The organism is Massilia sp. LXY-6 (assembly GCF_051233485.1).
In the GTDB taxonomy this organism is placed as follows: Bacteria; Pseudomonadota; Gammaproteobacteria; order Burkholderiales; family Burkholderiaceae_D; genus Telluria.
Genome location: NZ_JBKFGF010000063.1, coordinates 24963 through 49716 on the forward strand (window position 1 = coordinate 24963; position 24754 = coordinate 49716).

Annotated in this window: 24 protein-coding genes; 11 read left to right on the top strand and 13 right to left on the bottom strand. The window is 60.1% G+C overall.

The genetic code is table 11. From position 1 onward, the window contains the following. The first annotated feature begins 79 nt into the window (after positions 1 to 79). The 4 genes from ACI48D_RS23365 (at position 80) to ACI48D_RS23380 (ending at position 3719) form a co-directional block, all read left to right on the top strand. A complete protein-coding gene (locus tag ACI48D_RS23365) occupies positions 80 to 292 on the top strand; it encodes a hypothetical protein (RefSeq protein ID WP_435573632.1) in 213 nt (70 codons plus the stop codon). 88 nt (positions 293 to 380) lie between these two features. Beyond that, positions 381 to 1406, top strand: a complete 1026-nt coding sequence (locus ACI48D_RS23370; RefSeq protein WP_435573633.1) for a sulfate ABC transporter substrate-binding protein — start codon at positions 381 to 383, stop codon at positions 1404 to 1406. Between the two features lie 220 nt (positions 1407 to 1626). Beyond that, positions 1627 to 2709, top strand: coding sequence for an SDR family oxidoreductase (locus ACI48D_RS23375; protein ID WP_435573634.1), 1083 nt, complete (start codon positions 1627 to 1629; stop codon positions 2707 to 2709). Then, positions 2685 to 3719 carry an SDR family oxidoreductase gene (locus ACI48D_RS23380; RefSeq protein WP_435573635.1) on the top strand — a complete coding sequence of 345 codons (1035 nt, stop codon included), beginning with the start codon at positions 2685 to 2687 and terminating at the stop codon, positions 3717 to 3719. The genes ACI48D_RS23375 and ACI48D_RS23380 overlap by 25 nt, the downstream gene beginning before the upstream one ends. 63 nt (positions 3720 to 3782) lie before the next feature. Here ACI48D_RS23380 and ACI48D_RS23385 read toward each other — a convergent pair whose 3' ends face one another. Beyond that, positions 3783 to 4145: a hypothetical protein gene (locus ACI48D_RS23385; RefSeq protein WP_435573636.1), complete on the bottom strand. Its 363-nt coding sequence runs from the start codon at positions 4143 to 4145 to the stop codon at positions 3783 to 3785. Positions 4146 to 4269: 124 nt separating this feature from the next. Beyond that, positions 4270 to 5223, bottom strand: coding sequence for a porin (locus tag ACI48D_RS23390; RefSeq protein WP_435573637.1), 954 nt, complete (start codon positions 5221 to 5223; stop codon positions 4270 to 4272). A gap of 211 nt (positions 5224 to 5434) precedes the next feature. On the opposite strand from ACI48D_RS23390, the gene ACI48D_RS23395 reads away from it, so the two are divergent. Further along, positions 5435 to 6787 (top strand): alpha-amylase family glycosyl hydrolase, encoded by a 1353-nt coding sequence (locus ACI48D_RS23395; RefSeq protein WP_435573638.1) that lies wholly within the window; start codon positions 5435 to 5437, stop codon positions 6785 to 6787. Here the strand turns inward: ACI48D_RS23395 and ACI48D_RS23400 are convergent. The 3 genes from ACI48D_RS23400 to ACI48D_RS23410 are packed head-to-tail and all read right to left on the bottom strand — an operon-like array spanning position 6754 to position 7814. Further along, entirely contained in the window at positions 6754 to 7197 is a 444-nt protein-coding gene (locus tag ACI48D_RS23400) for a hypothetical protein (protein WP_435573639.1), read from the bottom strand. The two genes, ACI48D_RS23395 and ACI48D_RS23400, sit on opposite strands and share 34 nt — an antisense overlap. A gap of 21 nt (positions 7198 to 7218) precedes the next feature. Continuing rightward, positions 7219 to 7476 (bottom strand): hypothetical protein, encoded by a 258-nt coding sequence (locus tag ACI48D_RS23405; protein WP_435573640.1) that lies wholly within the window; start codon positions 7474 to 7476, stop codon positions 7219 to 7221. Positions 7477 to 7484: 8 nt separating this feature from the next. Continuing rightward, complete coding sequence (locus tag ACI48D_RS23410; RefSeq protein WP_435573641.1) at positions 7485 to 7814, bottom strand: ArsR/SmtB family transcription factor; 330 nt, start codon at positions 7812 to 7814, stop codon at positions 7485 to 7487. A gap of 141 nt (positions 7815 to 7955) precedes the next feature. On the opposite strand from ACI48D_RS23410, the gene ACI48D_RS23415 reads away from it, so the two are divergent. From ACI48D_RS23415 to ACI48D_RS23440, 6 genes are all read left to right on the top strand, one after another. Further along, the gene (locus tag ACI48D_RS23415) at positions 7956 to 10076 is read left to right on the top strand and encodes a TonB-dependent receptor plug domain-containing protein (protein WP_435573642.1); all 2121 of its coding nucleotides are present in this window, start codon (positions 7956 to 7958) and stop codon (positions 10074 to 10076) included. Positions 10077 to 10146: 70 nt separating this feature from the next. Continuing rightward, the gene (locus ACI48D_RS23420) at positions 10147 to 11643 is read left to right on the top strand and encodes an amidase (protein ID WP_435573643.1); all 1497 of its coding nucleotides are present in this window, start codon (positions 10147 to 10149) and stop codon (positions 11641 to 11643) included. Positions 11644 to 11846: 203 nt separating this feature from the next. Further along, positions 11847 to 12491, top strand: coding sequence for a class I SAM-dependent methyltransferase (locus ACI48D_RS23425; RefSeq protein WP_435573644.1), 645 nt, complete (start codon positions 11847 to 11849; stop codon positions 12489 to 12491). Positions 12492 to 12601: 110 nt separating this feature from the next. Continuing rightward, positions 12602 to 13612, top strand: a complete 1011-nt coding sequence (locus tag ACI48D_RS23430; RefSeq protein WP_435573645.1) for an alpha/beta fold hydrolase — start codon at positions 12602 to 12604, stop codon at positions 13610 to 13612. A gap of 142 nt (positions 13613 to 13754) precedes the next feature. After that, a complete protein-coding gene (locus ACI48D_RS23435; RefSeq protein ID WP_435573646.1) occupies positions 13755 to 15512 on the top strand; it encodes a methyltransferase domain-containing protein in 1758 nt (585 codons plus the stop codon). A gap of 10 nt (positions 15513 to 15522) precedes the next feature. After that, positions 15523 to 16098 carry a DUF2726 domain-containing protein gene (locus ACI48D_RS23440; protein WP_435573647.1) on the top strand — a complete coding sequence of 192 codons (576 nt, stop codon included), beginning with the start codon at positions 15523 to 15525 and terminating at the stop codon, positions 16096 to 16098. 26 nt (positions 16099 to 16124) lie between these two features. Here ACI48D_RS23440 and ACI48D_RS23445 read toward each other — a convergent pair whose 3' ends face one another. The 8 genes from ACI48D_RS23445 to ACI48D_RS23480 form a co-directional block, all read right to left on the bottom strand. Then, a complete protein-coding gene (locus ACI48D_RS23445; RefSeq protein WP_435573648.1) occupies positions 16125 to 16286 on the bottom strand; it encodes a hypothetical protein in 162 nt (53 codons plus the stop codon). A 124-nt stretch (positions 16287 to 16410) separates the two neighbouring features. Continuing rightward, complete coding sequence (locus ACI48D_RS23450; RefSeq protein WP_435573649.1) at positions 16411 to 17046, bottom strand: PEP-CTERM sorting domain-containing protein; 636 nt, start codon at positions 17044 to 17046, stop codon at positions 16411 to 16413. Between the two features lie 1189 nt (positions 17047 to 18235). After that, complete coding sequence (locus ACI48D_RS23455) at positions 18236 to 20005, bottom strand: hypothetical protein (RefSeq protein ID WP_435573650.1); 1770 nt, start codon at positions 20003 to 20005, stop codon at positions 18236 to 18238. 38 nt (positions 20006 to 20043) lie between these two features. After that, on the bottom strand, positions 20044 to 20301 hold the full coding sequence (locus ACI48D_RS23460; protein ID WP_435573651.1) for a hypothetical protein: 258 nt from the start codon (positions 20299 to 20301) through the stop codon (positions 20044 to 20046). An 8-nt stretch (positions 20302 to 20309) separates the two neighbouring features. Continuing rightward, on the bottom strand, positions 20310 to 21167 hold the full coding sequence (locus tag ACI48D_RS23465; protein ID WP_435573652.1) for a TRAFAC clade GTPase domain-containing protein: 858 nt from the start codon (positions 21165 to 21167) through the stop codon (positions 20310 to 20312). Beyond that, the gene (locus ACI48D_RS23470; RefSeq protein ID WP_435573653.1) at positions 21160 to 22200 is read right to left on the bottom strand and encodes a TRAFAC clade GTPase domain-containing protein; all 1041 of its coding nucleotides are present in this window, start codon (positions 22198 to 22200) and stop codon (positions 21160 to 21162) included. The genes ACI48D_RS23465 and ACI48D_RS23470 overlap by 8 nt, the downstream gene beginning before the upstream one ends. A gap of 5 nt (positions 22201 to 22205) precedes the next feature. Continuing rightward, positions 22206 to 23333, bottom strand: coding sequence for a GTPase-associated system all-helical protein GASH (locus ACI48D_RS23475; RefSeq protein ID WP_435573654.1), 1128 nt, complete (start codon positions 23331 to 23333; stop codon positions 22206 to 22208). Beyond that, positions 23287 to 24567, bottom strand: coding sequence for a metallophosphoesterase (locus tag ACI48D_RS23480; RefSeq protein ID WP_435573655.1), 1281 nt, complete (start codon positions 24565 to 24567; stop codon positions 23287 to 23289). The genes ACI48D_RS23475 and ACI48D_RS23480 overlap by 47 nt, the downstream gene beginning before the upstream one ends. Positions 24568 to 24754 lie beyond the last annotated feature (187 nt).

Here is a 24754-nt window from a genome sequence, read left to right on the forward strand (position 1 = left end):
GTGGATTTATACAGTAGTTGTGATATTCTGAATGCACTTGAGCAAGACTTTGTACAACACAACTCAAAAAGGGATCCTCATGACTACTCTGAACAGCTCCTTCGGCATGGAATACGCACCGACCCCGTTCCTGGCCCGCATCGGCCGCCGCGAGATTCTCGTCACGCGTGATTTCCGCAAGCGTTTCTATGCGGTCAACCCGATCATCGAATGCGATACCGGTGTCGAACCCGGCCACGTCGAAGTGCTGCTGTTCCGCCGCTGGCTGCTGATCCTGTCGAAGGCGCATTAAAAACCGCATAAGCTTTGTCGTTTAAATTCGTTTTCTTTCGCTGAGCAGGAACCTAGCCTATGGTTTCCTCACTGCCCGAAAGAAAACGATGTTCCATAAAAAAATCGCCACCGCGCTGGCCCTCGTCGCACTTGTCGGCTCCCCCCTGGGCCAGTCCGCCGCCTTCGCCGCGGACATCACCCTGCTGAACGTGTCCTACGACCCGACGCGTGAGCTGTACCAGGATTTCAACCAGGCCTTCGCCCGCCATTGGAAGGCAAAGACGGGCGACAACGTCACCGTCAAGCAATCGCACGGCGGCTCCGGCAAGCAGGCGCGTTCCGTCATCGACGGCCTGTCCGCCGACGTCGTCACGCTGGCGTTGGCGTATGACATCGATGCTATCAGCGAACGTGGCTTGATCGCGCACAACTGGCAACAGCGTCTCGCCCACCGCAGCACGCCTTATGCCTCGACCATCGTGTTCCTGGTCCGCAAGGGCAATCCGAAACAGATCCGCGACTGGGCCGACCTGGTCAAGCCGGGCGTGTCCGTGATCACGCCGAACCCGAAGACCTCGGGCGGCGCGCGCTGGAACCACCTGGCCGCCTATGGTTACGCCCTGCGCCTGCCGGGTGCGACCGAAGCGTCGGCGCGCGACTACCTGTCCAGGCTGTATAAAAACGTGCCGGTGCTCGACTCCGGCGCACGCGGCGCCACCACCACCTTCACCGAACGCGGCATCGGCGACGTGCTGCTGGCCTGGGAAAACGAAGCCCTGCTGGCGGTAAAGGAACTGGGCCCGGACAAGTTCGAGATCGTGGCCCCGTCCAGCAGCATCCTGGCCGAACCGCCGGTCGCGGTGGTCGACAAGGTCGTCGACAAGCGCGGCACCCGCGCCGTCGCCGAAGCCTACCTGCAATACCTGTACAGCGCGGAAGGCCAGCAGATCGCCGCCAAGCACTACTACCGCCCGGTGGTCGAGCCGTATGCGAAGCAGTACGCGGCGCAGTTCCCGGCCATCAAGCTGTTCACCATCGACGAGGTGGCGGGCGGCTGGACCAAGGCGCAGAAGGCGCACTTTGCAGACGGCGGGGTGTTCGACCAGATTTACCAGCCCGGCAAGAAGCAATAGTTACCGTTGTCCCCGCAATGTCCGCCGTCGTCCCCGCAATCTCCGCCGTCGTCCCCGCGCAGGCGGGGACCCAAGTTCCAGGTGCGTTACATTAACGCGAGCAAGCTTGGGTTCCCGCCTTCGCGGGAACGACGCGTTTAGGCGTGTTTGTAAAAACGACTTGAAATCCCGGGCACGAACACGATTGTCGTGTGCACAAGCCAAACAAGAGGGGGCATTCATGTCAGTGCAATTACGCAAGATCGACGAACAGGTGATGGTCATCACCGGCGCCACCAGCGGCATCGGCCTGACCACCGCGCGCATGGCCGCCGAGCAAGGCGCGAAGCTGGTGCTGGCGGCGCGCAACGGCGATGCGCTGGACCAGCTGGCAAGCGAGCTGCGCCTCAAGGGCGGCAAGGTCGCCACCGTGACGGCCGACGTCGGCAAGCCGGAAGACGTCGAACGGATCGGCAGGACGGCGATGGAGCGCTTCGGCCGCATCGACACCTGGGTCAACAATGCCGGCATCTCCATCTTCGGGCGCAACGAAGACGTGGCGCTGGAAGACATGCAGCGCCTGTTCCAGACCAATTACTGGGGCGTGGTGCACGGCTCGCTCGAAGCCGTCAAGCACATGAAGACGCGCGGCGGCGGCGCCATCATCAACCTGGGCAGCGAACTGTCCGACCGCTCGATCCCGCTGCAGGGCCTGTACGCGGCCTCCAAGCATGCCGTGAAAGCCTTCACCGACGCCCTGCGCATGGAGCTCGAGAAAGAAGGCGCGCCGCTGTCCGTCACCCTGATCAAGCCGGCCGCGATCGACACCATGTTCACCGTGCATGCGAAGAACTACATGGAGAAGGAGCCGGCCCTGCCGCCGCCGGTCTACGCACCGGAAATCGTCGCCAGGTCCATCCTCTACGCGGCCCAGCATCCGAAGCGCGACGTGTTCGTCGGCGGCGCCTCGAAGGCCATCTCCTCGGCCGGCTTCGCCATGCCGCGCGTGCTCGACAAGCTCATGAACGCCTCGATGTTCAGGCAGCAGCAGGCCGACGCACCCAGCGCGTCCGACCGCCGTGACGCCCTGCATGCGCCCGATCCGCGCAACGAACTGCGCCAGCGCCAGGGCATGGAAAACCGCCACGTGATGGAGCACTGCCCGTACACGGCCGTCGCGCTGCGCTCGAACAAGATCGTGCCCGCCCTGCTGGGCGCAGGCGCCCTGTTCGCCGCCTGGAAGCTGGCACGCCGCCCGAGCCTGCGCAGCGCCTACCGAACGCGAAAGGAACAAGCACCATGTCAGTCAAACTCAAGAAACTGAACGAGCAAGTGATGGTCCTGACCGGCGCCACCAGCGGCATCGGCCTGGTGACGGCGAGGACCGCGGCCGAAGCCGGCGTCAGGCTGGTACTGGCGGCGCGCGACGGCGATGCGCTGGACACCCTCGCGCAGGAGCTGCGCCAGCGCGGCGCCGAGGCGCTCACGGTGGCGGCCGACGTCGGCAACCCGGCCGACGTCGAGCGCATCGGCCAAGCGGCGATCGAGCGCTTCGGCCGCATCGACACCTGGGTCAACAATGCCGGCATCGGCGTCTACGGCAGCCAGGAGCAGGTCACGCTGGAAGACATGCAGCGCGTCATGGCAACCAATTTCTGGGGCGTGGTGCACGGCAGCCTCACCGCCGTGAAGCTCATGAAGCAGCACGGCGGCGGCGCCATCATCAACGTCGGCAGCGAAGTCTCGGACCGCGCGGTGCCGCTGATCGGCACCTATGCCGCGTCCAAGCATGCGGTGAAAGCCTTCACCGAATCGCTGCGCATGGAACTGGAAAAGGCACAGATCTCGCTTACCCTCATCAAGCCGGCCAGCATCGATACCCCGTTCACGGCCCACGCCAGGAACTACATGGAGTACGAGCCCGACCTGCCGCCGCCGATCTACGCGCCCGAGCTGGTGGCGAAGACGATCCTGCACGCGGCCGAGACGCCGGAGCGCGACCTGTTCGTGGGAGGACGCGCCAGGCTGATATCGACGCTCGGCGCAGTGCTGCCGCGCCCGCTCGACCGCTTGATGCGGGCCGCCGCCTTCCGCCAGGAACAGCAGCCGGACCAGCCCAACAATCCGGACCGGCGCGACGCCCTGCACGCGCCCGACCCGGCACGCGAACTGCAGCAGCGCAACGACCTGCCGCACAAGACCTTTGAACGCAGCGTGTACCAGGCTTATCAGTTGCGGTCGACGCCGGTGAAGACGGTGCTGGTGGGCGGTGCCCTGCTGGCGGCGTGGCGTTTGATGCGGCGGCCGGCACAGCGGAACGTGTGGCACGCGTGATGTAGCGATGTAAAAAAACCGGGTGCTCTTTCAAGCGCCCGGTTTTTCTTTGCGTCTACGTGATTACTTACCCGGCGCCGGCCCTTTCGGCGGTTCACTGCCAAGGAAATCCACGTCCTCGTCGGTCAGCGGCAGGTCCGGGATCGATTCGATGTGGTCGGTATCGATGTCGCCGCCGTCCCTGATGTTCAGGTCGCGGCCGGCGGCGGCGCGCTCGCCGGTGCCGCCGAAGTCGCTGTCGCTCTCCAGGTTCGGGTCACCCATGTCGGCGCCGGCGGTGTCGTGGGCATAGCCTTCCTCGTTGTCCGAGGTCGTGCCTTTGTCCAGGTCCAGCACCTGGTCGTCGTCCAGGTTGGCCGCGAAGCCAGGGCCGCCGACCACGTCGCTGCCGCTGTCGGTCACGTCGCTCGGGCCAAGGGCGTCCACGCCGTGACCTTTGCCAAGGCTGCGGTCTGGTGCTCCGGGAAAGTTATCCGGATCAAGTGTGCTCGAGCCAGTCATATGTCCTCCGATTCAATGCAATAAGTCAAAAATTCAGGCTACCCCAAAATCAAAACGCATGGCGCATGCCGACGTTCACTGCAAGACTGCCGCTGGGGTGCGCGGCGCCGCCCAGCAGCAGGCCATTGCCGTTCGTGGTGACGGTGCGCGACACGGCCGTGTAGAAGTCGGTCTTGCGCGACACCACATAGCTGGCGCCCACCGCGAACTGGTTGGCGTCGCGGTGGGCGAGGTCGCGGTCGTTCTTGTGGATGAAGGACGCCAGGAAGGTGGTCGCGTGCGTCACCGGCACCGCCACGCCCACCAGGGTGTCGCGGCTGTCGGTGGAGGACGTGCTGGCCACCCCGGCGCCGTAGGGATTGTCCGGGTTGTACAGCGGCGAACTGCCCCAGCCGCGGTTGGCCGCGTAGGCCGCGTAGGCCGTGCCCCAGCGCATGCGCAGGTTGGCGGCGATCAGCGAATTCTTCGCATCCATGTTGGCGCCGGCCAGGTCGTATAAATGGATCTGGGCCACGTGGCGGTTCTGGTGCGCAGCGCGCAGCGAGATGCTGCCCAGGTCGACGCCCACCGTCATGCCCCAGGCGCGGTCGGCCATCGGGTCGCCGCCCAGGGTGTCGACGGTCCAGGACGCGCCGCTCGACAAGTGCTCGGACCGGTTGCTGAAATAGCGCACGTTGTCGTTCGCGCGCCGGCCGCTGGTTCCGACCAGGTTGCTGGCCCTGCCGGCCGTACCGGCGTGGAAAGGATCGCCGACGTCGGCCAGCGTCAGGTATTCTAGGTTGTACTGGCGGCCCAGCGTGAACCCCTCGATGCCGCCGAAGGGCGACCTGAGGTCGAGCTGGCCGTAGGCCCGGCGCGGCGGCGTCGCCCAGTCCGGACTGTGGTTGCGGCTGGGCACGCCTGTAAACACGGCGATGTCGTGTCCGCCTGCGGCCGCGTCCTGTGCGAACGCGAACCTGGCGGCTCCACAGAATACGATGGCAATGATGGGCGGCGTTTTCATGATGTAATCCTCAGTACGCTCCTACAGTAGCCCGTCTTTACATCGTTTCTCTGTCCAAAATCGCACAAAGTCACAGGGAACTTGGCTCGCGTGTTTGTCGGCCTAGTCCCACGTGGCGCGCGGACGTACGCGATCTCATCTAGGCGCAAGCGGGTTTCCGGTTTAGAATCGGCAGACGCATCTGTAATTAAACTACAGGAAAACGATGAGAATGAGACAGCTTACCCGTACCCTTGCTACAGCCACCCTGGCGCTGAGCGGCGCCTGCGCGCTGTTCCCGGCCACGGCCGCGCAGCCCGCAGCTGTAGCGGCAGCGGCCCCGATGGCCCACGTGGCCTGGTCGAAGAATGCCAACATCTACGAAGTCAACATCCGCCAGTACACGAAGGAAGGGACTTTCAAGGCCTTCGCCGCCCACCTGCCGCGCCTGAAGAAGATGGGCGTGGACATCCTGTGGCTGATGCCGATCCAGCCGATCGGCGAGAAGAACCGCAAGGGCACGCTGGGCAGCTACTACGCGGTGCGCGACTACACCGCCGTGAATCCGGAATTCGGCAGCCTGGCCGATTTCAAGGCCCTGGTAAAGCAGGCGCACGGACTCGGCATGAAGGTGCTGATCGACTGGGTCGCCAACCACACGGCCTTCGACAACCCGTGGACGGTCGAGCACAAGGACTGGTACCTGCTGAACGAGAAAGGCGAGATCTTCCCGGTCACCTACACGGAAGGAGCCGAGCCGGAATACTGGACCGACGTGACGGGCCTGGACTGGAGCAAGCCCGGCTCGGGCCTGTGGAAAGGCATGACGGACGCCATGGCCTACTGGGTGCGCGAGACCGACATCGACGGCTTCCGCTGCGACGTCGCCGGCAAGGTGCCGACGCCGTTCTGGAACCAGGCCCGTGACGCCCTCGACCGCATCAAGCCCGTCTTCATGCTGGCCGAGGCCGACAAGCCCGAGCTCCACGAGCACGCCTTCGACATGACCTACGGCTGGGACACGAAGGACCTGTTCAAGGATATCGCCAAGGGCAAGAAGGATGCGCGGGCACTCCATGATTTCCTGGCGCATCCGCCCAAAGCCTACCCGCCGGGCGCCTACCGCATGCGCTTCACCTCCAACCACGACGAGAATTCGTGGGCGGGCAGCGACGTCGAACTGTACGGGCCGGCCTTCAAGGCGATGGCGGTGCTGGCCGCCACCCTGCCCGGCATGCCGCTGATCTACGGCGGCCAGGAAGCTGGGCTCGACAAGCGCATCGAGTTCTTCGAGAAGGACCCGATCCAGTGGAAGAACTACCAGTACGCGCCCTTCTACGCCGGCCTGCTCAAGCTCAAGCACGACAACCCGGCGCTGTGGAACGGCCAGTACGGCGGCGCCGTCGAGGTACTGGAAACCGGCAACGACAAGGTCTTCGCCTTCCAGCGCAAGCGCGAGAGCAACACGGTGAAGGTCAGCGTCAACGTGTCGAACGCGGCCCAGCAGTACACCCTGCCGGGCGGCAAGCGGCAGACGCTGGCTGCCTGGGATTACCGCATCGAGGCGCCGGCCGCGGCACGCTGAGAAGCTTCACCACGCCACGGATCGCCCGCCTTGCGCACATAGTGGGCGATCAGATAGCGCCACGGCAGCACAAAGGGAATCAGCAGCGCAAAAGCGCAGGCGAAGGCATTCGCCTGCGTCGCCTCGTCCATCCGCCCGCCCTGCCAGGCCGGCAAGCCGACCGCTGCCAGCCACACCACCTTCCACATGAATTCCCACAGCAGCACCGGCAGCATCTGCAGCGGATAGCGCAGCCCGAACAGCGCCAGCGTCCAGAAGGCGGTCAACATGCAGTTGACCACGCCCTGCATCAGTTCCCAGGGTCCGCGGTGATGCAGGATGCCGGGCCAGATGAACATGCCGAAGCCCACCACGATGAACAAATACATTGCGCGCAGCAGGTACAGCCGGAACAACGAGACTTCGACCATGATGGCGCCTCCTGGGGTTGATTACTCGACCTGCTTCAGGATCTGCTCGACGCTCGCCGTGCGCGACTCCAGCCTGGCCAGCGTGACGCTCATCGATGCCAGTTGCGCGGCCGTCTCCGCCTGCGATTGCGCGGCCTGGGCGGCGAGCTGGCGATAGGCCTCGTCCTGCGCGAGCCTGCTTCTCGCCTGCTGCACGGCGGCGAAGTACTTCATGCCGAAGACCAGCAGCACGGTGGCGAGCGGCAGGCAAATGGTCAGCAGATAAACGCTTGTGGACATGGCAACCTCTACTCTTCCTTGTTGTTCAGGGTCTTCACCGCTTCGGCGATGAGGCCGGGGGCCAGCGGCAGCGCGAAATCCGCCACTTCGAAATAGTTCAGTGCCTTGCCGTCCGCCGACAGCTCCAGTTTGCTGGTGACTAGCCCGGCCTCCGCCAGCTTCTGCAGGTGCAGGTGCAACAGCGGACGGCTCAGGCCGATATCGCGCGCCAGCTGGCTCACGTAGTTGCGCCCGCCCGTCGCGAGCGCGGCGACGATGCGCAGCCGGTGCGGATTCGCGAGCGCCGCCAGCATGGCCAGCAGGCGGTCGCCGTCGATGTTCTTGGTTTCGTCTTTCACGTGTCAATAATTCCTTACACATGAAAACAAGTCAAGCGAAATCCTGCCGTCACCGGCAGCCGGGGATTCGTCCCACGACGCTTGCAGGCGGCGGGAGGCGGATCGCATACTCTTTTCTCTTTTTAGAAACTTTTCGATCCGATGAAGACTTCACGAGCCGACCTCTGCGCGGCGTTCCTGTTAGCGGTTCCCGCTTGCGCGCACGCGCAATCCCAGGCTATCCAGCAGGTGACGATCAGCGCCGGCGCCCTCGACCAGCGCGCGCAATCGACCACTACCGCCATCGTCGTCACCCGCGACGAGATCCTGCGCCAGGGCGATTCCAGCCTGCTCGACGTGCTCAAGCGCCAGCCCGGCATCAGCATCGACGGCGCGCCCGGCAAGCCGGCGATCCGCATGCGCGGGCTGGGCGCAGGCTACGTGGCGATCCTCCTGAACGGCCTGCCCGCCCCCGGCGGCTTTTCGCTGGAGGCGATCGACCCCGAGCTGGTCGAGCGCATCGAGATCCTGCGCGCGCCCACGGCCGAGACCAGCGGCCAGGCGGTGGCGGGCGCCATCAACATCGTCCTGCGCAAGGCCGGCAAGAGCGCCGCGCCGCAGGCCGAGTTGAAGGCCGGCGCGATGCTGGATGCCGGCCATACCTCGCCCAGCCTGACGGCCCAGCGCTCGGGCCGCACCGGCGCGCTCGGCTATACCTTCGCCGCGACCGTCAAGCGCAACGACAAGACCTACGCCGGCGTCGCGACCGAGGAAGGCCGCGCCCCTGCTCTGCTGCGCCATACGGCCTACGACGACCATCAGGTCAACGACTCGCTGGAGCTGGCGCCGCGCCTGGACTGGCAGCCGGGCCAGCGCGATACGCTGTCGTCGCAGAGCTATGTGCGCTGGCAGCGCGTCGACAACGCCAAGAGCGAACTGGAAGACGTGGCCATCGGCGCCCCGACCAGCTTTCCGCACGGGTACCACAGCTACCGTGCCCACGTGGCCCAGGGGTATGCGGACCTGTCCTGGACCCGCAGGCTGGACGAAGGCGCGCGCCTGAGCGCCAAGCTGTCCGGCTATGCGATCAAGCGCGATGCCGATTTCGTCTACCGCGGCATGACGACGGGCGATGTTTTGCTCGCGACGCACCGGGTGGCGTCCGGCCCCTCCGAGCGCGAGCTGAACTTCAACGGCAGCTACCGGCGGCCGCTCTTCAAGACCCATGCGCTGGCGCTGGGCTGGGAGCTGGGCCGCAAGCGGCGCGACGAATACCGGCGCGAGCACCAGTTCGACGCCGGCGGCCGTCCGCTGCTGGACAGCGACGAGGACTATCAGGCGCGGGTAGAGCGCAGCGCCTTCTGGATCCAGGACGAGTGGGAGCTGAACGAGGCCTGGTCGGCCTACCTGGGCCTGCGCCGCGAAGACCTGCATACGACCGGCGAAGGCAACGCGCACGCGCCGGTCGACGTCGACTCGGGCGTGTGGAGCCCGATCTTCCAGACCTTGTTCAAGCCCGGCGGACCCGAGAACAAGGGCGACCAGTTCCGCTTCGCCCTCAGCCGCACGTACAAGGCGCCGCAGATCGTCCAGCTGATGCCGCGCCGCTACACGGTCGACAACGGCAACAGCGCCACCAACCCGGACCAGCAGGGCAATCCGAACCTGCGCCCCGAACTGGCGCTCGGCGCCGACCTGGCCTGGGAACACTATGTGGGGAAGGACGACATGCTCAGCGTCAGCGCCTTCGCCAAGCGCATCCGCGACATCACGCTGGACCGCGTGTTCCAGCAGAACGGCGTGTGGATCGTCATGCCCGACAACCTCGGCGCGGCCTCGGTGCGCGGACTGGAGTTCGAAGCCAAGAGCCGGCGCGGCGCCGTGGCCGGACGCGTGAACCTGGCGCGCAACTGGTCGCGGCTGGACGCGGTGGCGGGGCCGGACAACCGCATCGCCGGCCAGCCTTCCTGGAGCGGCAGCCTCGGCCTGGACTACGCGGCGCCGGGACAGTCGCTCGAGATGGGCGGCACCTACAGCCATCGCGGCGGCTACGCCGCGCGCCGCAGCCCGCAGGCGGCCGACTACGGCGGCGCCAAGCGCCAGCTCGACCTCTACGCGGTGTGGAAGCGCGACGCTCGCTCGAGATTACGCTTATCGGTGACTGATCTGCTGCATCGGAACTATGTCGAGCGCAGTACGTATTCAGGCGATCCGGACCTTGCCATGACGGTCGTGCACCGCACGCGGACCGTCTGGCGGCTGGTGTGGGAGCAGAGCCTGTAGGCATTGCGGCAGGGTTTCTTTTATGACAATATGTGGTGTCAAATTACACCGCATTAACATAAGGAACCCCATGCAGCTTGCCGACTACCTTGCCAGCGACGCCACCGCCCTCGCCCAGCACGTGGCGCGCAGCGAGGTCCGTGCCGGCGAACTGCTGGACCTGGCGCTGGCCCAGCACCGGCGCGTGCACGGCAGCGTGAACGCCATCGTGCGGCTGATGGAGGACCAGGCGCGATCGCAGCTGTCCGGCCCGCTGACTGGCCCGTTCGGCGGCGTGCCCTTCCTGATCAAGGATGGCGTGCAGGATTACGCCGGCCTGCCGACCAGCTATGGCAGCCGCTCGATGGCGGGCATCGTCTCCGCGCGTCACGCGCACGTGGTCGAGCGCTACCTGAAAGCGGGCCTGGTCATCTTCGGCAAGACCAACCTGCCCGAGTTCGCGATCCGCGCCGTCACCGATCCGGAGCTGTTCGGCCGCACGAACAACCCCTGGGACCTGGCGCGCACGCCGGGCGGCTCGAGCGGCGGCGCGGCGGCGGCGGTCGCCGCCGGCATCGTGCCGATGGCGGCCGGAAACGACGGCGGCGGCTCGCTGCGCATCCCGGCGGCCTGCTGCGGCTTGTTCTCCCTGCGTCCATCGCGGGGCCGGGTGTCGTCCGGGCCGGGCATCGGCGAGGTCTGGTTCGGGGCCTCCAGCGAAGGCGTGATCTCGCGCAGCGTGCGCGATTCGGCCTTGGCGCTGGATGTGCTGCAGGGCGCGGAACCGGGCGATCCGTTCGTGATCGCGCCGCCATCCGAGCCCTACGCGCAGGCGATGCTGCGCGAGCCGGGGCGGCTGCGGATCGGCTTCACGTCCCTGTCGCCGATCGGGACCGAGGTGCATCCGGAAGCGGTACGCGCGGTCGAGCAGGCTGCACGATTGCTCGATAGCCTCGGCCACCACGTCGAGGAGGCCGCGCCGCAGATCGACGGGGCTGCGCTGGCGCAGAGCTATCTGCACATGTACTTCGGACAGATTCCGGCTGCGGTGTCGCGCGCCAAGGCGCTGGGAGCCCGGGAACGTGACCTGGAGCTGATGAACCGGATTCTCGTCACGCTGGGGTCGAGCGTATCGGCGGTGGAGCTGACCACGCAGCTGAACCGGTGGAACGCGTTCTCGCGCGCGCTTGCCGCTTTCCACGCGCAGTACGACCTGCTGTTGACGCCGACCCTGGCTGCGCCGCCGATCACGCATGGTACCGGCGATCCGTCCGGTGCCGAAAAGGGCCTGCTGGGCTTTTTGCACGGGACCGGCGTGCTGGGCGTGCTGGCGCGGCTCGGCTTGCTCGATTCGACCGTGCAGAAGATCGCGACGGATAACCTGCGCTATGTGCCGTTCACCCAGCTGTCGAATCTGACCGGAACACCGTCGATGAGCGTGCCGCTGTACTGGACGCCGGACGGCTTGCCGCTGGGGGTGCAATTCGTCGGTCCGTTCGGGAGCGAGGACAAATTGCTCCAGCTGGCGCATCAGCTCGAACAGGCGCAGCCGTGGTTCGATCGCTTGCCGGGGTTGGCGCGGGGGTGAGGCGGGCCTTCAGCCGACGATTAGCATAATGCTTGTTACTTTTGGTTAGACTTTGATGTCTACGCATAAGATAAACTGGTTCGTAATTCCGGAGTGAAACTCGCCTACAGCGCGATTTCTCTTTTGCCCGCAATCTCTGGCGGGCTTTTTTCTTTTCGGCCGGATGACCAAACCGAACCGTTCCATCACCATCGGATCAGGCCATGTTCAACTCCGCACGGACTTCTTGGTGGCGCCTGGCGCCCAATCAACTCCTGGAAAAGTACAGTGCATTTTCATTCGACAAACGCCACGGCACGGATACGAAAACGTTCGCGGAACTTCGGGAACTGGACATTAGCAGCGAAAACAAGCGGCACGGCGAACGCTATCAGCCCTCCCCCGTCTACTCGCTGAGACGTTTGCTCAAGCGACTCAAGCTGCATTATCCGACGTTTTCCTTCGTCGACTTTGGATCCGGCAAGGGGCGCACGCTCCTGGTTGCAAGTGAGCTGCCCTTCAGGCAAGTCATTGGCGTGGAATTCAGCGAAGACCTTCACCGCACGGCAGAGGACAATATCAAGCGCTATGGTTCCCGCCTGGCCGGCGAGGTGGAGGCAGTGCACGCCGACGCAACGCAGTTCGCACTTCCCTCGGGGGACCTCGTGCTTTACTTCTTCAATCCGTTCACAAAACCGGTGCTGGACAAGGTCCTGGAAAACATCGTGAGATCCGCCACCGCGGAGCCGCGCAGAATTATTCTTATCTACTTGTACCTCCCGGAACAACAGTGGATTACGGGACTGGAAGGCTTCCGTTTGCAGGAACGATGGCGGAACTACGATGTGTTTGAATGTTCGACGACCTGACCATGGCCGGGGCCTGCTGTAGAAATCCCTGCTTTGCACTGATGGCCAAGCCGCCCCGGTCGCCGATCCAATTTCTGCGCGTAGCTTCACTTCTATAAAGGATTTACCCGATGAGTAAAGGCTTGACTGGACTGGCAATGCTGGCATTGGTCGGCGGAGCTTCACCCTCCTTATTGGCCGCACCAGCGGCGCAGTGGGCGACCGCCGACGCATTTGCCAAGCCACACCAGCTTGTCGATATCGGTGGCCGCAAGATGAACCTGTATTGCAGCGGCCAAGGCGCCACCACGGTGGTATTCGACGCGCCATCCGGCGAGGCGGGCTGGAACTGGTTCAGAGTGCAGCCTCTCGTCGCCGGGCACACGCGCGCCTGCGTGTTCGACCGCGCCGGTCTCGGATTCAGCGACCCCGCAAAGCGCCCGAATACGTCGGAGAACGTGGCGGAAGATTTGCATAAGCTCTTGGCTGGCGCGGGCATCAAGCCACCATATGTCATGGTCGGCAATTCGCTGGGCGGCGCGAACGTGCAGGTCTATGCCTATCGCTACCCTGCGGAGGCCAAGGGATTGGTGCTCGTCGAACCGCAACACGAGGATGAAACCAGCCGCCTGGATAGGGCCAGCCAGGGCAATCTCAACAAGGTCTATGCGATGGTCACGGAGCAGAACAAGTACTGCATGGCCGCCGCCCAAAAAGGCATGAAGCCTGGCAGCCAAGAACGGATGAATTGCATCGGCAACCCGGCGGAAGTGTATGGCCCCACCCTGGGGGCCGCCGTGACGTTGGCGACGGCCAAACCTGCCTACTGGCGCACCAGCGTCGACGAATGGGATGCCATCAAAGTCAGCGACGAGCAGCTGCGCAAGCTGCGCCGGCCGTTCGGCGATCTGCCGGTGGTGGTGCTGACGCGCGGCGTGAGCCCTTATGCCGTACCGGGAAAGCCGCAGAGCGCCTTGAACAAGGCGATGGAAGACGAGAACGCCGCTATTCAAAAAGAGACCGCCGCCTTGTCGACGCGCGGCCAGCAGCGCGTGGTGCCGGGTGCCAGCCATGTGATCCACGCCGATAAGCCGGAGGCCGTTGTTGACGCAGTGTTGGAAGTGTTGAATCAGGTGAAGTAGGAACTGCTCGCTATCTCTGCGGCATGGATAAAAAGCGCCATCACCCTCAGCTGCCCGGCACTTTCTTCCACAACAATAAGCTCATTCACCGACGTTTCCATATTACAATACAAAGTATCTAAAAAATAATGAACAAAAGTCGATGGCGACCATCCCTCACTACGAACGGCACGCGGCTCGACTGGTCGAACAGTATGAGTCGCTGTCCTTTCAAGAGGTGCACGGCGGACTCCTCGACCTTCTGCCACCACCCGGCGCAACAGTCCTCGACGTTGGCGCGGGCTCCGGCCGTGACGCGGCCTGGTTCGCAGCGAATGGGTACGACGTGCTTGCCGTCGAGCCGTCGGAGGCCATGCTTGCCCATGCGCGCAAGCTCCATCCATCAAGCCGGATTCACTGGATCTCCGACAGCCTGCCAGACCTCGCTAACGTTCGACGCCTTGGCCTGAGTGTTGATTTCATCCTCTTGTCCGCCGTCTGGATGCACATTCCGCCGGCAGCGCGCCAGCGCTCCTTGAGAAAGCTGGCAACGCTGCTGGCGCCGAAAGGACGCATAGCGATCAGCCTCCGGCTCGGCACACCCGACACCGAGCGCGCCATGTATGAGGTCTCACTGCCGGAACTGTCGAGCCTTGCCCAGCAGTTCGGGCTACGCGTTGTTCACACGACCGACAGCGACGACAAGCTTGGCCGGAGCGAGGTGTCGTGGACGAACGTCGTGCTGGGACTTCCCGATGACGGTCTTGGCGCCCTGCCCTTGCTGCGGCATCTGATCCTGGTCGACGAGAAGTCGTCGACTTACAAGATCGCGCTCCTCCGCGTACTGGCCCGGATCGCCGATACCGCGGCCGGCTTGGCCCGCTATGAGGCGGACTCCGTGGTCGTTCCACTGGGCCTGGTATCGCTCTTCTGGATGCGCATGTACAAGCCGCTGATCGACAACGCGCTGCCGCAAATGCCTGTGTCACGCTTCGGAACCGGTCCTGGTTTCGTCACAGACAGTTTCCTTGCTCTCAGACCTGTCACCGCCGTCGAGCTGCGAGTCGGTTCCATGTTCAGCGGACAAACCGCAAAGCACCTGCACCGAAGTCTTTCGGAGATCTCGCAAGTGATACGCAACATGCCCGCGACTTACCTGCGCTGGCCGTCCAGCGACAAGCCCATCTTCGAGCTCACGCGGCGCAGAATGATCTCCACGCCCACTCAACTGCAAATCGATGATGCCTTTTTGTGGAGCCTCGGCGAGTTCCGCATCCCGCTCGAGATCTGGCAGGCGCTGACCCATTACAACGTATGGATCGAGCCCGTGCTGGTGTCGGAGTGGGTCAGGCTGATCGAATCGTATAGCGCCGACGGGAGAGCAGACGTTCGCACACTTGCGTACTCACTGCTCGCCTGGGTGGATCCTGCGCGAGACACCAGTTTCGCCAGGGCGGCAGTCGAACGTATCCGCGCCGCCGGCAAGCCGGTGTACTGCGTCTGGTCGGGCGCTCGCCTGCGCGACGAGTACGACGTGGACCACTGCTTCCCCTTCGCAGCATGGCCCTGTGGAGACGCATGGAACCTGATGCCGGCAGGGCGACAGATCAACATCCAGAAGTCGAACCGCCTGGTCACCCAGACAGCGCTGGAGCGCGCCAGCGATACCATCAGCAGCTGGTGGAACGACGCATTCCTGAGCGAAAGCGAGGGCAGGCGTCGACAATTCTTCCTTGAAGCTTCGCAGACCTTGCCGATTCTAGTGACCAGTCCCGACCCGGCGGACGTCATCGACGCGATGAAGCTGCATCGCATCAGGTTGAGCAAGGATCAGGGCTTGCGGCCCTGGGAGCCTTCCAACGCCAGCAGCCGCAACCGGACAGAGGCCGGCAGCGCCCTGTCCCAGCCGATTATCAATTGAACTCACTGACATGAACATCTTTCTCCCCTTCTTCATCCTGGTCATACTGGCATGCTTCGTTGTAGCGCTGTCGAAGAATACGAAAGGCAAAGCCCGGACCGGGACATACAAGCGGCGCAAGTTAATGACCGATAACGAGGCGGAATTTTTCGGCAGGCTCGTCGTTGCGCTTCCCGAGTATTACATTTTTCCTCAGGTCGCCATGTCGGCCTTGCTCGATACAGCAAGCGGCGACAAGAAAATCGCGCATAGCGACAGACTGCGGATCGCCCAGCAGCGCGTCGATTACGTCGTTTGCACCAGGAGCTGCGAGCTTGTCGCCGTGGTCGAACTGGACGACAAAACGCATTCGCGCGCCAAGGATCAACTGCGCGATGCACGGCTCCAGCAGGCGGGAATCCGGACGCTCAGGTTTCAGTCACGCGAGAAGCCCAGGGCGGATGCGATCCGGGCGATGGTCCTCGAACCGACGATATCCGAGGCGAGCAATGGCCGGACTGAGCCGTCGCTTGCTTCTGTAAAAGCGTCCGCTAACGATCTCAACGCGATGAGCAGGGCTCGCGCAACGAAAGAAACCGCAAGCTGAGTCATGGCGTCTACGACACCGTTGCCTCATGCCCTTGCAGCAGCCCGCCGAAAACGGAACCTGTAGCCTTCTCCCTCCAACAGCACGAGCTCGCCGATCAGGTCCATGCGCGGATCGAACGATTTCTTGACCTTGCTGGCGTCCTTACCGGATTCGACATACTCGATCTCATGCGTGCTGGCGACCACCAGACGCACCCCGCTGCGCTGCCGATATGCGCGCTCCAGATTCCTGCGACACTCGGCGTTCCCCGGTCCCTGCCAGCGGTCGAGCCGAGCGAAGTATTCCGCTGTCCCGGCCGGACTGGCGGGGTCATCGTGGTGTGACCAAAGCCCTACGACGCGTGAATCGCCTAAAACCGATTAATCCCAAACCCATCAACGCGAGACTTCCAGGCTCTGGAACATGACCCACCTTTTGGATAGTGCCAGTCGGCAGCGGCGGACACCCATATTCTGAATTTGGACCACAGTTAGAAGGATTAAGTGCCCAGTCCCCGTCGGCAATCTGTTGGGTGGTAAACAGTCCGGAAGCATTGCTTACCAACACAACACTAAGGTCAGTGTAGCCTTCGCCCAAACCAATCCCACCAGCAGCGTACCCGGATGGCAATAAGTTCAAATGAACTCCAATTACGATTGGCCCGCTTTGTTGAAATTCATAATTAAACCCGAATGAAGCTCCGAACCCCCCATCCGACCACGATAACCATAACTCTTGCACATCAGTAGATGATGCACGAAGGTTGACGGGACTTGTTCCATAATATGTGAAGTCAACATGCCCTGCTTTAACGGCATCGTCTGAAATCACGAGAGTCAGCGACATCGCGGATGGGTTAGGAGATGCAGGGTCACCATGCCATTTGTAAATCGCATCCGCCTTGCTCTGAGTTACGACCGCCCCATAAAGCATTACAACACTCGCTACTGCCGCTAACATTTTCATAATATCCCCAGTGTGTTTAAGGAAGCGACTGCATAGTTAGCAACACTTGTGCCATTAAAATAAATTTCTATTTATCAATGACTTAGTGGATGTCTACTGCCGGAACTTACCAGAAGTGTAAGTTTTTCCGACACGAAACCTTGGGAGACTTGGGGATAGAAGCAATCGCTGAGCAAGTCAGCGCAAGGCCGAGGTGCCCGGATAGAGGTCTGATCAGAAACCACAATAACCGGGCGGGAGATGTTGGTTACATGTACGTCTATACATACGATATACACAAGCAAAAAAAGCCGTCGCAATGAAAGCGTTACCCCGGCGCATATCGGAAGAAAAAAAGCCACAGCATAGGCTGTAGCTCTACAGGACCAACTTGTAGCCTTTTTGTCGCCTCTGAACAGGACGCAAAAAACTACTTTAAATTCAAAGAGGGTTAGGCAACCCAATGGCGGAAGCGGTGTCAGCAGTAGTTTGTCTATGAAAATGGAGACATTTTTCTCAGGCTACCCACCAGGGTGCCCACTGGGCCATTTAGCTTCTCCCTGAGAACCGGTTGTCAGTACAGATGCAGCAAGGTTTTTACCAAAGCCTGCTTCGGCCCATTGCGGATGTTCACAATTTGTTAAAGTAATCGTTTAACGCTCAAATCGATTACGTCAAGAATCGTATAGGACAAAGACTGTCCAGTTGACAGCAAGTTATGGATAATAATTATTAAATCAGTCAACAACCTCTGTTCGCTTTAAACCGGGCCTTAGGTATTTTTCTACTAAATTTTACAAGCAACAAAGAGAGTGCGCCTACCCACCATCATAATAACAAGGATTTAGATTAACCTTACGGCGTAATTATTATGCACGGAATCAACCTCCGCTTATTGCAATAATCTGCATTTTCTCAGTCTAGCAGCCCTATTATGCTGAGCCGCACGGAAAAGCCAGGTCCGCCATTTATAGTAGGAAAAATCCCCTCCTAAGAGATATTTGCATGGCAGATTAGGGCCTAGTATCGCCTTTCGGTTAAGGCTAAATTTCACAACCTTGCGGCTGAAACATTGCTTCTAAGATTATGCACCTGATTATCTACCGATTCACGGATCATCTAAAGTTCACGCCCTGTTTAGGCAACATACCCGGCGGTCTCTATAAAATAAGCTTGTAGCAAATGTGAAATAGAAGCATCGGCCGGCACTTCACCAAAACTTTGAACGCTGCTTAACATAGTTACGGATCAATCGGTGAAGAACAGACTTTGGAGCTGAACTTTGAAGAGCATCTTCCAATTGTCGCAGATAATTACAGCCGCCCCACACCTCCCATACTTCATCGAATAAACTTATAAGCAAAGACTCGGTAGATGTTAGTGAAAAAAAGCCCTCTGGCGATATACGCTCGTCAACGCACTTCTTGGCCACTGCCTGCCTAAGACGGCGGGCGACGTCCTTTTTCTTGCTGGACGATACCCAAGGTAAAGCGCCCTCAAGAAGATTCCAAGATTCCTGAGGCACTGCACTGTGCAATGCCGCATTATGCAGCGGTTCGAACGTAAGTACGAGCAATTGCTCGACGCTTCTAGATCGCCAGCCTAACGCTCTACGGAACCCGTATACACAAAGGTCCGCCGGCAATCTTCCTTCACTTGCTCGTTGCGCCGTCAGTGCCAATAGCCAAGGGTCCGCACCGCGATCGTTAGGAATCGCGTCGGGAAGCATTACACCGGCAATTAGTTGCAAAATCTCTTGGGCTGGAGCCGACACTTGCGCCAGGAATTCCGCAACTCCCTCAGAATTATTGCAAGCGAAGCGTACCCATCGCTGCAACTGAGATATCTCATGCTTGCCGTTTTCGTTCAATAGCTCCTGCACACACGTCAAGGCAAACGGCACACGAGCTATATGGAGGGCGGAATTGATCGCCCCTTCCTCGCGTAACCCTAATACCATTGCGCGCAGGACGTCAATGCTCAGAAGGTTTCGCTCCTTGATTGCGATAGTCGACGGCCACGCCTGTGTAGAAGCCCAAAACTGGCGCTCAGTGGCGAGTTGTGGCCAGATATCCAGTAAAGGTTCGACAAGGTCGGCGACTTGCGACAATACTTCGATCACTGCACTCCGTGCTATTGATTTCGCTCCGGCCCGGGTTGCTACTCGAAGCTGCTCGCTTCCATCATGGCTAAATTGGATAAAGGCTCGTGGGCTCCTTTTCCACAGGGCTTGGGCTAAGACATCTGCGTAAGCAAATAGCTCCTCATTCGAGAGCACATCAAGATGCTCGAGAACAAATGTCAATGACTCGTCAGGTAAAATATCTTTAACACCCAGCGCATAGCGAACTACCATTGTCTTGGCTAGCTCTGAGTTTGATAGCGGCGGCACAGACTGAACCATGTCTATTGCCAGCGGCAGGCCAAGCTGAACAGGTGCATCAAAGGCAGCATGCAGCGCGCAAACTGGCTTCATAGTTTCACGACCGCCGAGCATATCAAGACCAAGTTCGCGAAGCATCGGACGAAGTGATGTCTGATGCGGTTCATTAGCGTCGCGTACCAAACTCTCGAGCCATAGCCCTTCAGAAGTCGTAGTGGCTTCGAAGCCATCCATTGTTGAAGCGAAACGAAGCCGTACGCTCTGTTCACCGCCGTGAGTAAGTTGGAGATCAAACTGGATAGGCTCCTGCGAACGATCTCTGGTAGTAAGCGTGCAGAATTTGAATGAACGCCGCAATCGAGGCCACTGCTGATCCCATAAACGAAGCATCACATCTTCAGCATCTACTCCTGGAGCGCGCCGCGCCCAAATTTGCTCTGTTGGATGCTCGTATAAACCTGTAGCAAGCATCGCAAACCACTTCTTTTCATTTGGGGCAAACGGACGTTGAATGCGTGACGATATGTCGGCGGTCACCTCACGGCCAAACACCTCCAAATCCCCGAGTGAGGGCCGCTGAAAGAGGCTCGCGAGCAAGGAAGGCGCACCCAAGGCCGCTAAGTCTGTAAAACCAATTAATATGTGTGGGTCCACACACAGCCCGGTCGTGGCATTTCAGGCGCTGGCCACGTCTTCGACAGCGCGTAAAAGCCGGACTCCTGTAATGGGTATCCAGTTAGGTATGCCAGACCACTCTGCGCGACTCCTGGGCCAGAGACATCGCTCATCACAAGCATTAGCCGTGTATCTTTAGGACCAACCCTTGCGGAGCAAGCTAGTTGACGATGACCATCTGAGTAGCCATGTAGCGCCTGATGAACTTTTAGCTGCACAGATGACCCTAACCTAAGAGCCAAAAAAGTGGTTCAGTCAGATCGTTGGAAGACGAACCGCTAGCTTCAACTTTAATACGATGAGATGGCACGTCGAGGTCCCTCATGCGTTGAGCATCAGCACAGGGTTCATCTTTATCGCCATCGTATTCACCACCTTGGGCGCTCACTCCATAGATCTTGAATTGCCAAGACGCGTTCAGCCCATAATTTAAATACTGATGCAGCAGCGGCAAGTGCGCCTCAAGGTACTTCTCGGGAGTTTTTTCTTCACCTTCCGCCAAGTCCCAAGCAGAAAGAATCACCGCAAGTTTTCGTGGACCAACATTTAGTGGGCCTTCCTGAAGGCAACGCAGCAGGTCAACTAATTGCACCTGAGTTGGAGCAAATCGGGCTTCCCATGGAATTGGTTCTCCGGGCTTACGAGTGATGCCCAGTTGCTTGCTGAGCCTCGTGTCGTCCGAAATCCAGCCTGGGTAGTTGATGTTGCTTGAATGAATAAACAACATTACTCCTTGGGCCTTGAGCGCGTCTACTACATCAGTATCACACTCACGAGACTCCCAAATCTGAGCGAACGCTTCACCGGCAATATCCGGAAATGAAAGGTGACATTCTTGGCCCTCTGTCGTCTTCAACGAGATTACCGCTGTCCGGTTCTTGGATTGGAACGTCCGCTCCTGCTTCCTTGCGTGTAGCCAACGAGTAGTGATTTCTTTAAGATGCTCAGCTTCCATTGCTTTCAGCTTGACGAGACTTAGTCTTGAAGGCACTTTCCGCGCAGACAAAAGATGCCACAGAGCAGCAAGGAAAGTTGTTTTCCCAGATGCTGGCAGTCCTAATACGACAACAGCCTCATTATTCATCAAGGCCTCCCGATATTGTCGGGCGCAAGCGCCCGAAGGAGCGTAGAGGTACTGTGATCATAGGGCCCACCTTAACGTGGCCGCAACCGGGAGCAGACATCCAATAGCTCAAGAGCTCAACCATACCTTCACCTCGCTCTGCCATTTCATTCTTCGGCGAAGCAGCCACTTGGAATGCTTGAATCTCCACGAAATCATTCGAGAATTGCTCGCGGACGTCCATCACGATACTGTCGAAGTGACGTAAAACGCGCTGACACTTTTCCTGATTCTGGCGAACAGCGTCGACCTTCGTCAACACGACAGCTAGACGCTGCCATGTCCGGGTCTGTCCCGCCTCGTGGAAAGCTCGAATGCTCTGGCAGATGTCCTCACGGACTAGATGGCGCTCTCTATCGTCCAATAATTTGACTCCATCGGCCAGCAAGGTCAGTGTGTCGGATCGACGTAATTCTACAAAGCTCTTTGCTAGGTCAGGATCGCTGTGTGTGTCCATATAATCTTCGCCAGCGCGATTTGCGAACAGGGCGGCACGCTTACTCCGACCTTTCGCCTGCACAAGATCAAGATGGAAGTAGGTTGCTTCCCCTGTTGCCGTGCGCTCCATATGAGGTTCTTCGCGGTTCGAGGCGGTACGGGAATCGTGACACGCGCGCTCGAATGAATGTAGCGTTGTAGACCCAGCAAAGACGTATCCGCCCACAGGCCCGTACTGAAGCAGGTCATAGATACCACCGATCAGACTAGTCTTTCCCGACTCATGAGGCCCAATGATGGCAATCACGCTACAAGCCTGGTTTCTGAGAACTGTCTGGGCCCCGGTAACGGACAGTGCATCGGCATCAGGCAGCCTTAATCCACGGCTCACGGCTGCAGCGCTCTCTGACTTTGTATCTTCAATAATCAGGACAGCTCGGCCATAATGAGGGCATAGCTTGAGGTCTGAAACCCCTTCGACACATCGGCCATCCATAGCAACCTGACAGTCTGGATTGGCGCACTGATGGGGTGATGCCTCCGTTACAACATCCATGACTGTCACCCGAGCTTGGCCAGAACGAACTCGCGATAGGCAGTCTCCGCGAGCTGCAACGGGCCCAACTCAGTCGCTTGATCTAAGCCCGTCAGCTTACTCCAGCCTTGAATCCAACCATCATTACCTTCCAGTTCCTGATGACGTACGAACGCAAATAGGATCGGCTTCGTGTACCGGTCAGATTGACCGATGGAGAACTGCCCCAATGCCTCGGCGAGCCATTTCGCAGGCATGCCTTGAACTGCAGCTGCGATGGAAAGACGTGGTGCCGCCGACACGCCTGCACGTGTTAGAAGCGAAGTAACCGCACTTGGGCCAGGGAGCACTGTGGTCAACCTGGCGAGTTCACGGGCAATTGCCAGCGGGCGTTGCTCGGGAGGTATCTCCGAGAAACTCAAGCCAAGGTCATTGCAATGATTACCCAGCAACCACCAAAGTATGTCGAGTTCCTCATCTTGTACTAGGACGTATCTCTGGACGGCGGCTTCGAACGATGCTTGCCGCTTAGCGAGGCCGCTAAGGATTTTATTCGTAGACGTCGCGATGGCCTGCGCGGCCTCACCATGTTCACCACCGTTAGCCTTGCTTACAAACGCGGTTACCTCATTCGGATCCAAGGTCGACTTGGGCGGCTTTTGCGCCTCCAGTGCCGGCCGACGGCGGGATGTTTCTGCCATGCGCCGCAAGACGTTTTCGCTGATGCCTAGTAAGTCCATCGGCTGTTTAACGGGCCTGAGACCGGCGCAAGAAGCCGTGGATACTGCAGTCGCGGCCAAAGCGGCCTCATCGGAGTCAGCGTTCATCTCGTACGCGAGCGCGGCTGCAGCCAACAATGCAAATTCTTCATCGCCGGGAGACCCCAAGTCTCCGGATAGTTTGCTGCGCAGAGCAGCTACTTCAGCCGATCCCGTCTGCACTTTGATGCGGAAAGCGATCTGTATGAGGAGCTCAAGGTCACTTCCGTCGCTTTCCCCAATCAGCTTTTCCACAGACGCCCACCGTTTGGCGATGTAATTTGCGTCGTCGTTGAACGACAGGCTGGAATACCAGCCAGCGAACTCATTTTGCAATTTTGCCCTCGCGTTATTTGTTCTTTTCGTGCTTCTGAATCTGTCCAGCCAGTTCGGCAATCAATCCCTTGTCCTTCGCGGCCTCCATCGCCTTGTAGTACCGCTGAGGCGGAGGCAAATCCAAGTCGGCTTTATTGATAAGCCCAAGTCCTACTGCGATTTCACGCATATCCTTGGCACTCAACTGCCAAAATCGGAAAACAAGATTTTCCGTAGATGGTTCCGGCATCTTGACCTCTGACAGCTGTTCCAACTGTGGCAGAGAGCCGTCCAGATTGGCTGAAACCTCGAACGCCGCGTGTAATGCAGCGGCCACTTTCGTCTCATACTGGTGAGCCCCCTCCGGACTTTCTGCAGCAGCCGGAACCGACGTGGTCGAGGTTGTTGCCCGCGCTCTTTGGGCCCGTCCTGCGGGAATGCTGATCGAATGTCGCCAAACGTCCGCCTTTGTAGCAGGGTCGCGGTATGGAATGAACAGCTCAGCCGGCGCTGCTTGAAATTGCCGCATGTGCGCCTCTATTTTGAGCGCTCGTGCCGCTCCTTCGCCTTCTACGTGAAGATCGACAAGGTTGTAACCAGGTTGCCACCCTAATGCATCACGCTCTGGGTTCACGGCTCCAGCGTGGAAACGCATGTATTCTGGCGGGCGGGTGCAACGCTGATTGTGCTCATGACCGAAAAATTGGAGTTTCGCCCGTGCGTCGATAGTGTTCTCTGCCTCGGTGGAGTCAGAAAACCATTTCGGCGGGTGGTGGCAGAGCACGAGTGCTATCACGTCCCGCTCGGGCTTTAATACAGTTTGCGTAGCACCCAAGAATAAGTGGCCGGGCTCGCGATCCCGGCCTCCGCCTCCAGAGACGATAGTCGAATTAAGTCCAAATATCCGAAGCTTTACGCCTCCGTTGATTTCCAAAGTTTCATCCCAGAAGGGACGGCCATGGAAGAGGTTACAGTTGAACTGCGCGGCGAAGTCGTTGTACGCGGCAAGCGGCTGGTACAGGTGCCGTGCGGATTCAGCATATTCCAGTTGACGCCTCAAAGCGGCATCCCGTTCATGAAAGGTCCTCTTGGCAACGATGGCATCTTGTGCGTTGGAAACAGGAGGCAGCGCACAGATGGTCCAATCGACGTCGTGGTTCCCGGGCACTGTAAAGATGCGTGACGGGTCACAGTAGCAAATGTCAGCCACACGCAGCAACCAGTCCTTCGCGGCCGCATATTCGTCGGAGTGGGCCTTGTATGCAATGTCCCCGCCGACAAGAATCGCGTCGACGGGCACGCCGTCGCTGCACATTTCCTCAAGGTCCTCCTCGAGACGTACGCGGAAAGATTCGTTCGGATCCTGATCTGGGGTTAAGCAGAGGGGTGAACCGCCCCGGATTTGATGGAGGCTCCAACTCTTGAGAGAATGGAGCTATGAACAAGAAGCCAAGCAAATTTTCGCCGGAAGTCCGGGAGCGCGCAGTCCGTCTAGTACGTGA

Coding starts and splice junctions, on each gene's coding strand:
- ACI48D_RS23365 (WP_435573632.1), top strand. CDS start 80: ATGACTACTCTGAACAGCTCCTTCGGCATGGAATACGCACCGACCCCG.
- ACI48D_RS23370 (WP_435573633.1), top strand. CDS start 381: ATGTTCCATAAAAAAATCGCCACCGCGCTGGCCCTCGTCGCACTTGTC.
- ACI48D_RS23375 (WP_435573634.1), top strand. CDS start 1,627: ATGTCAGTGCAATTACGCAAGATCGACGAACAGGTGATGGTCATCACC.
- ACI48D_RS23380 (WP_435573635.1), top strand. CDS start 2,685: ATGTCAGTCAAACTCAAGAAACTGAACGAGCAAGTGATGGTCCTGACC.
- ACI48D_RS23390 (WP_435573637.1), bottom strand. CDS start 5,223: ATGAAAACGCCGCCCATCATTGCCATCGTATTCTGTGGAGCCGCCAGG.
- ACI48D_RS23395 (WP_435573638.1), top strand. CDS start 5,435: ATGAGACAGCTTACCCGTACCCTTGCTACAGCCACCCTGGCGCTGAGC.
- ACI48D_RS23400 (WP_435573639.1), bottom strand. CDS start 7,197: ATGGTCGAAGTCTCGTTGTTCCGGCTGTACCTGCTGCGCGCAATGTAT.
- ACI48D_RS23405 (WP_435573640.1), bottom strand. CDS start 7,476: ATGTCCACAAGCGTTTATCTGCTGACCATTTGCCTGCCGCTCGCCACC.
- ACI48D_RS23415 (WP_435573642.1), top strand. CDS start 7,956: ATGAAGACTTCACGAGCCGACCTCTGCGCGGCGTTCCTGTTAGCGGTT.
- ACI48D_RS23420 (WP_435573643.1), top strand. CDS start 10,147: ATGCAGCTTGCCGACTACCTTGCCAGCGACGCCACCGCCCTCGCCCAG.
- ACI48D_RS23425 (WP_435573644.1), top strand. CDS start 11,847: ATGTTCAACTCCGCACGGACTTCTTGGTGGCGCCTGGCGCCCAATCAA.
- ACI48D_RS23430 (WP_435573645.1), top strand. CDS start 12,602: ATGAGTAAAGGCTTGACTGGACTGGCAATGCTGGCATTGGTCGGCGGA.
- ACI48D_RS23435 (WP_435573646.1), top strand. CDS start 13,755: ATGGCGACCATCCCTCACTACGAACGGCACGCGGCTCGACTGGTCGAA.
- ACI48D_RS23440 (WP_435573647.1), top strand. CDS start 15,523: ATGAACATCTTTCTCCCCTTCTTCATCCTGGTCATACTGGCATGCTTC.
- ACI48D_RS23450 (WP_435573649.1), bottom strand. CDS start 17,046: ATGAAAATGTTAGCGGCAGTAGCGAGTGTTGTAATGCTTTATGGGGCG.
- ACI48D_RS23465 (WP_435573652.1), bottom strand. CDS start 21,167: ATGAATAATGAGGCTGTTGTCGTATTAGGACTGCCAGCATCTGGGAAA.
- ACI48D_RS23470 (WP_435573653.1), bottom strand. CDS start 22,200: ATGGATGTTGTAACGGAGGCATCACCCCATCAGTGCGCCAATCCAGAC.
- ACI48D_RS23480 (WP_435573655.1), bottom strand. CDS start 24,567: ATGTGCAGCGACGGCGTGCCCGTCGACGCGATTCTTGTCGGCGGGGAC.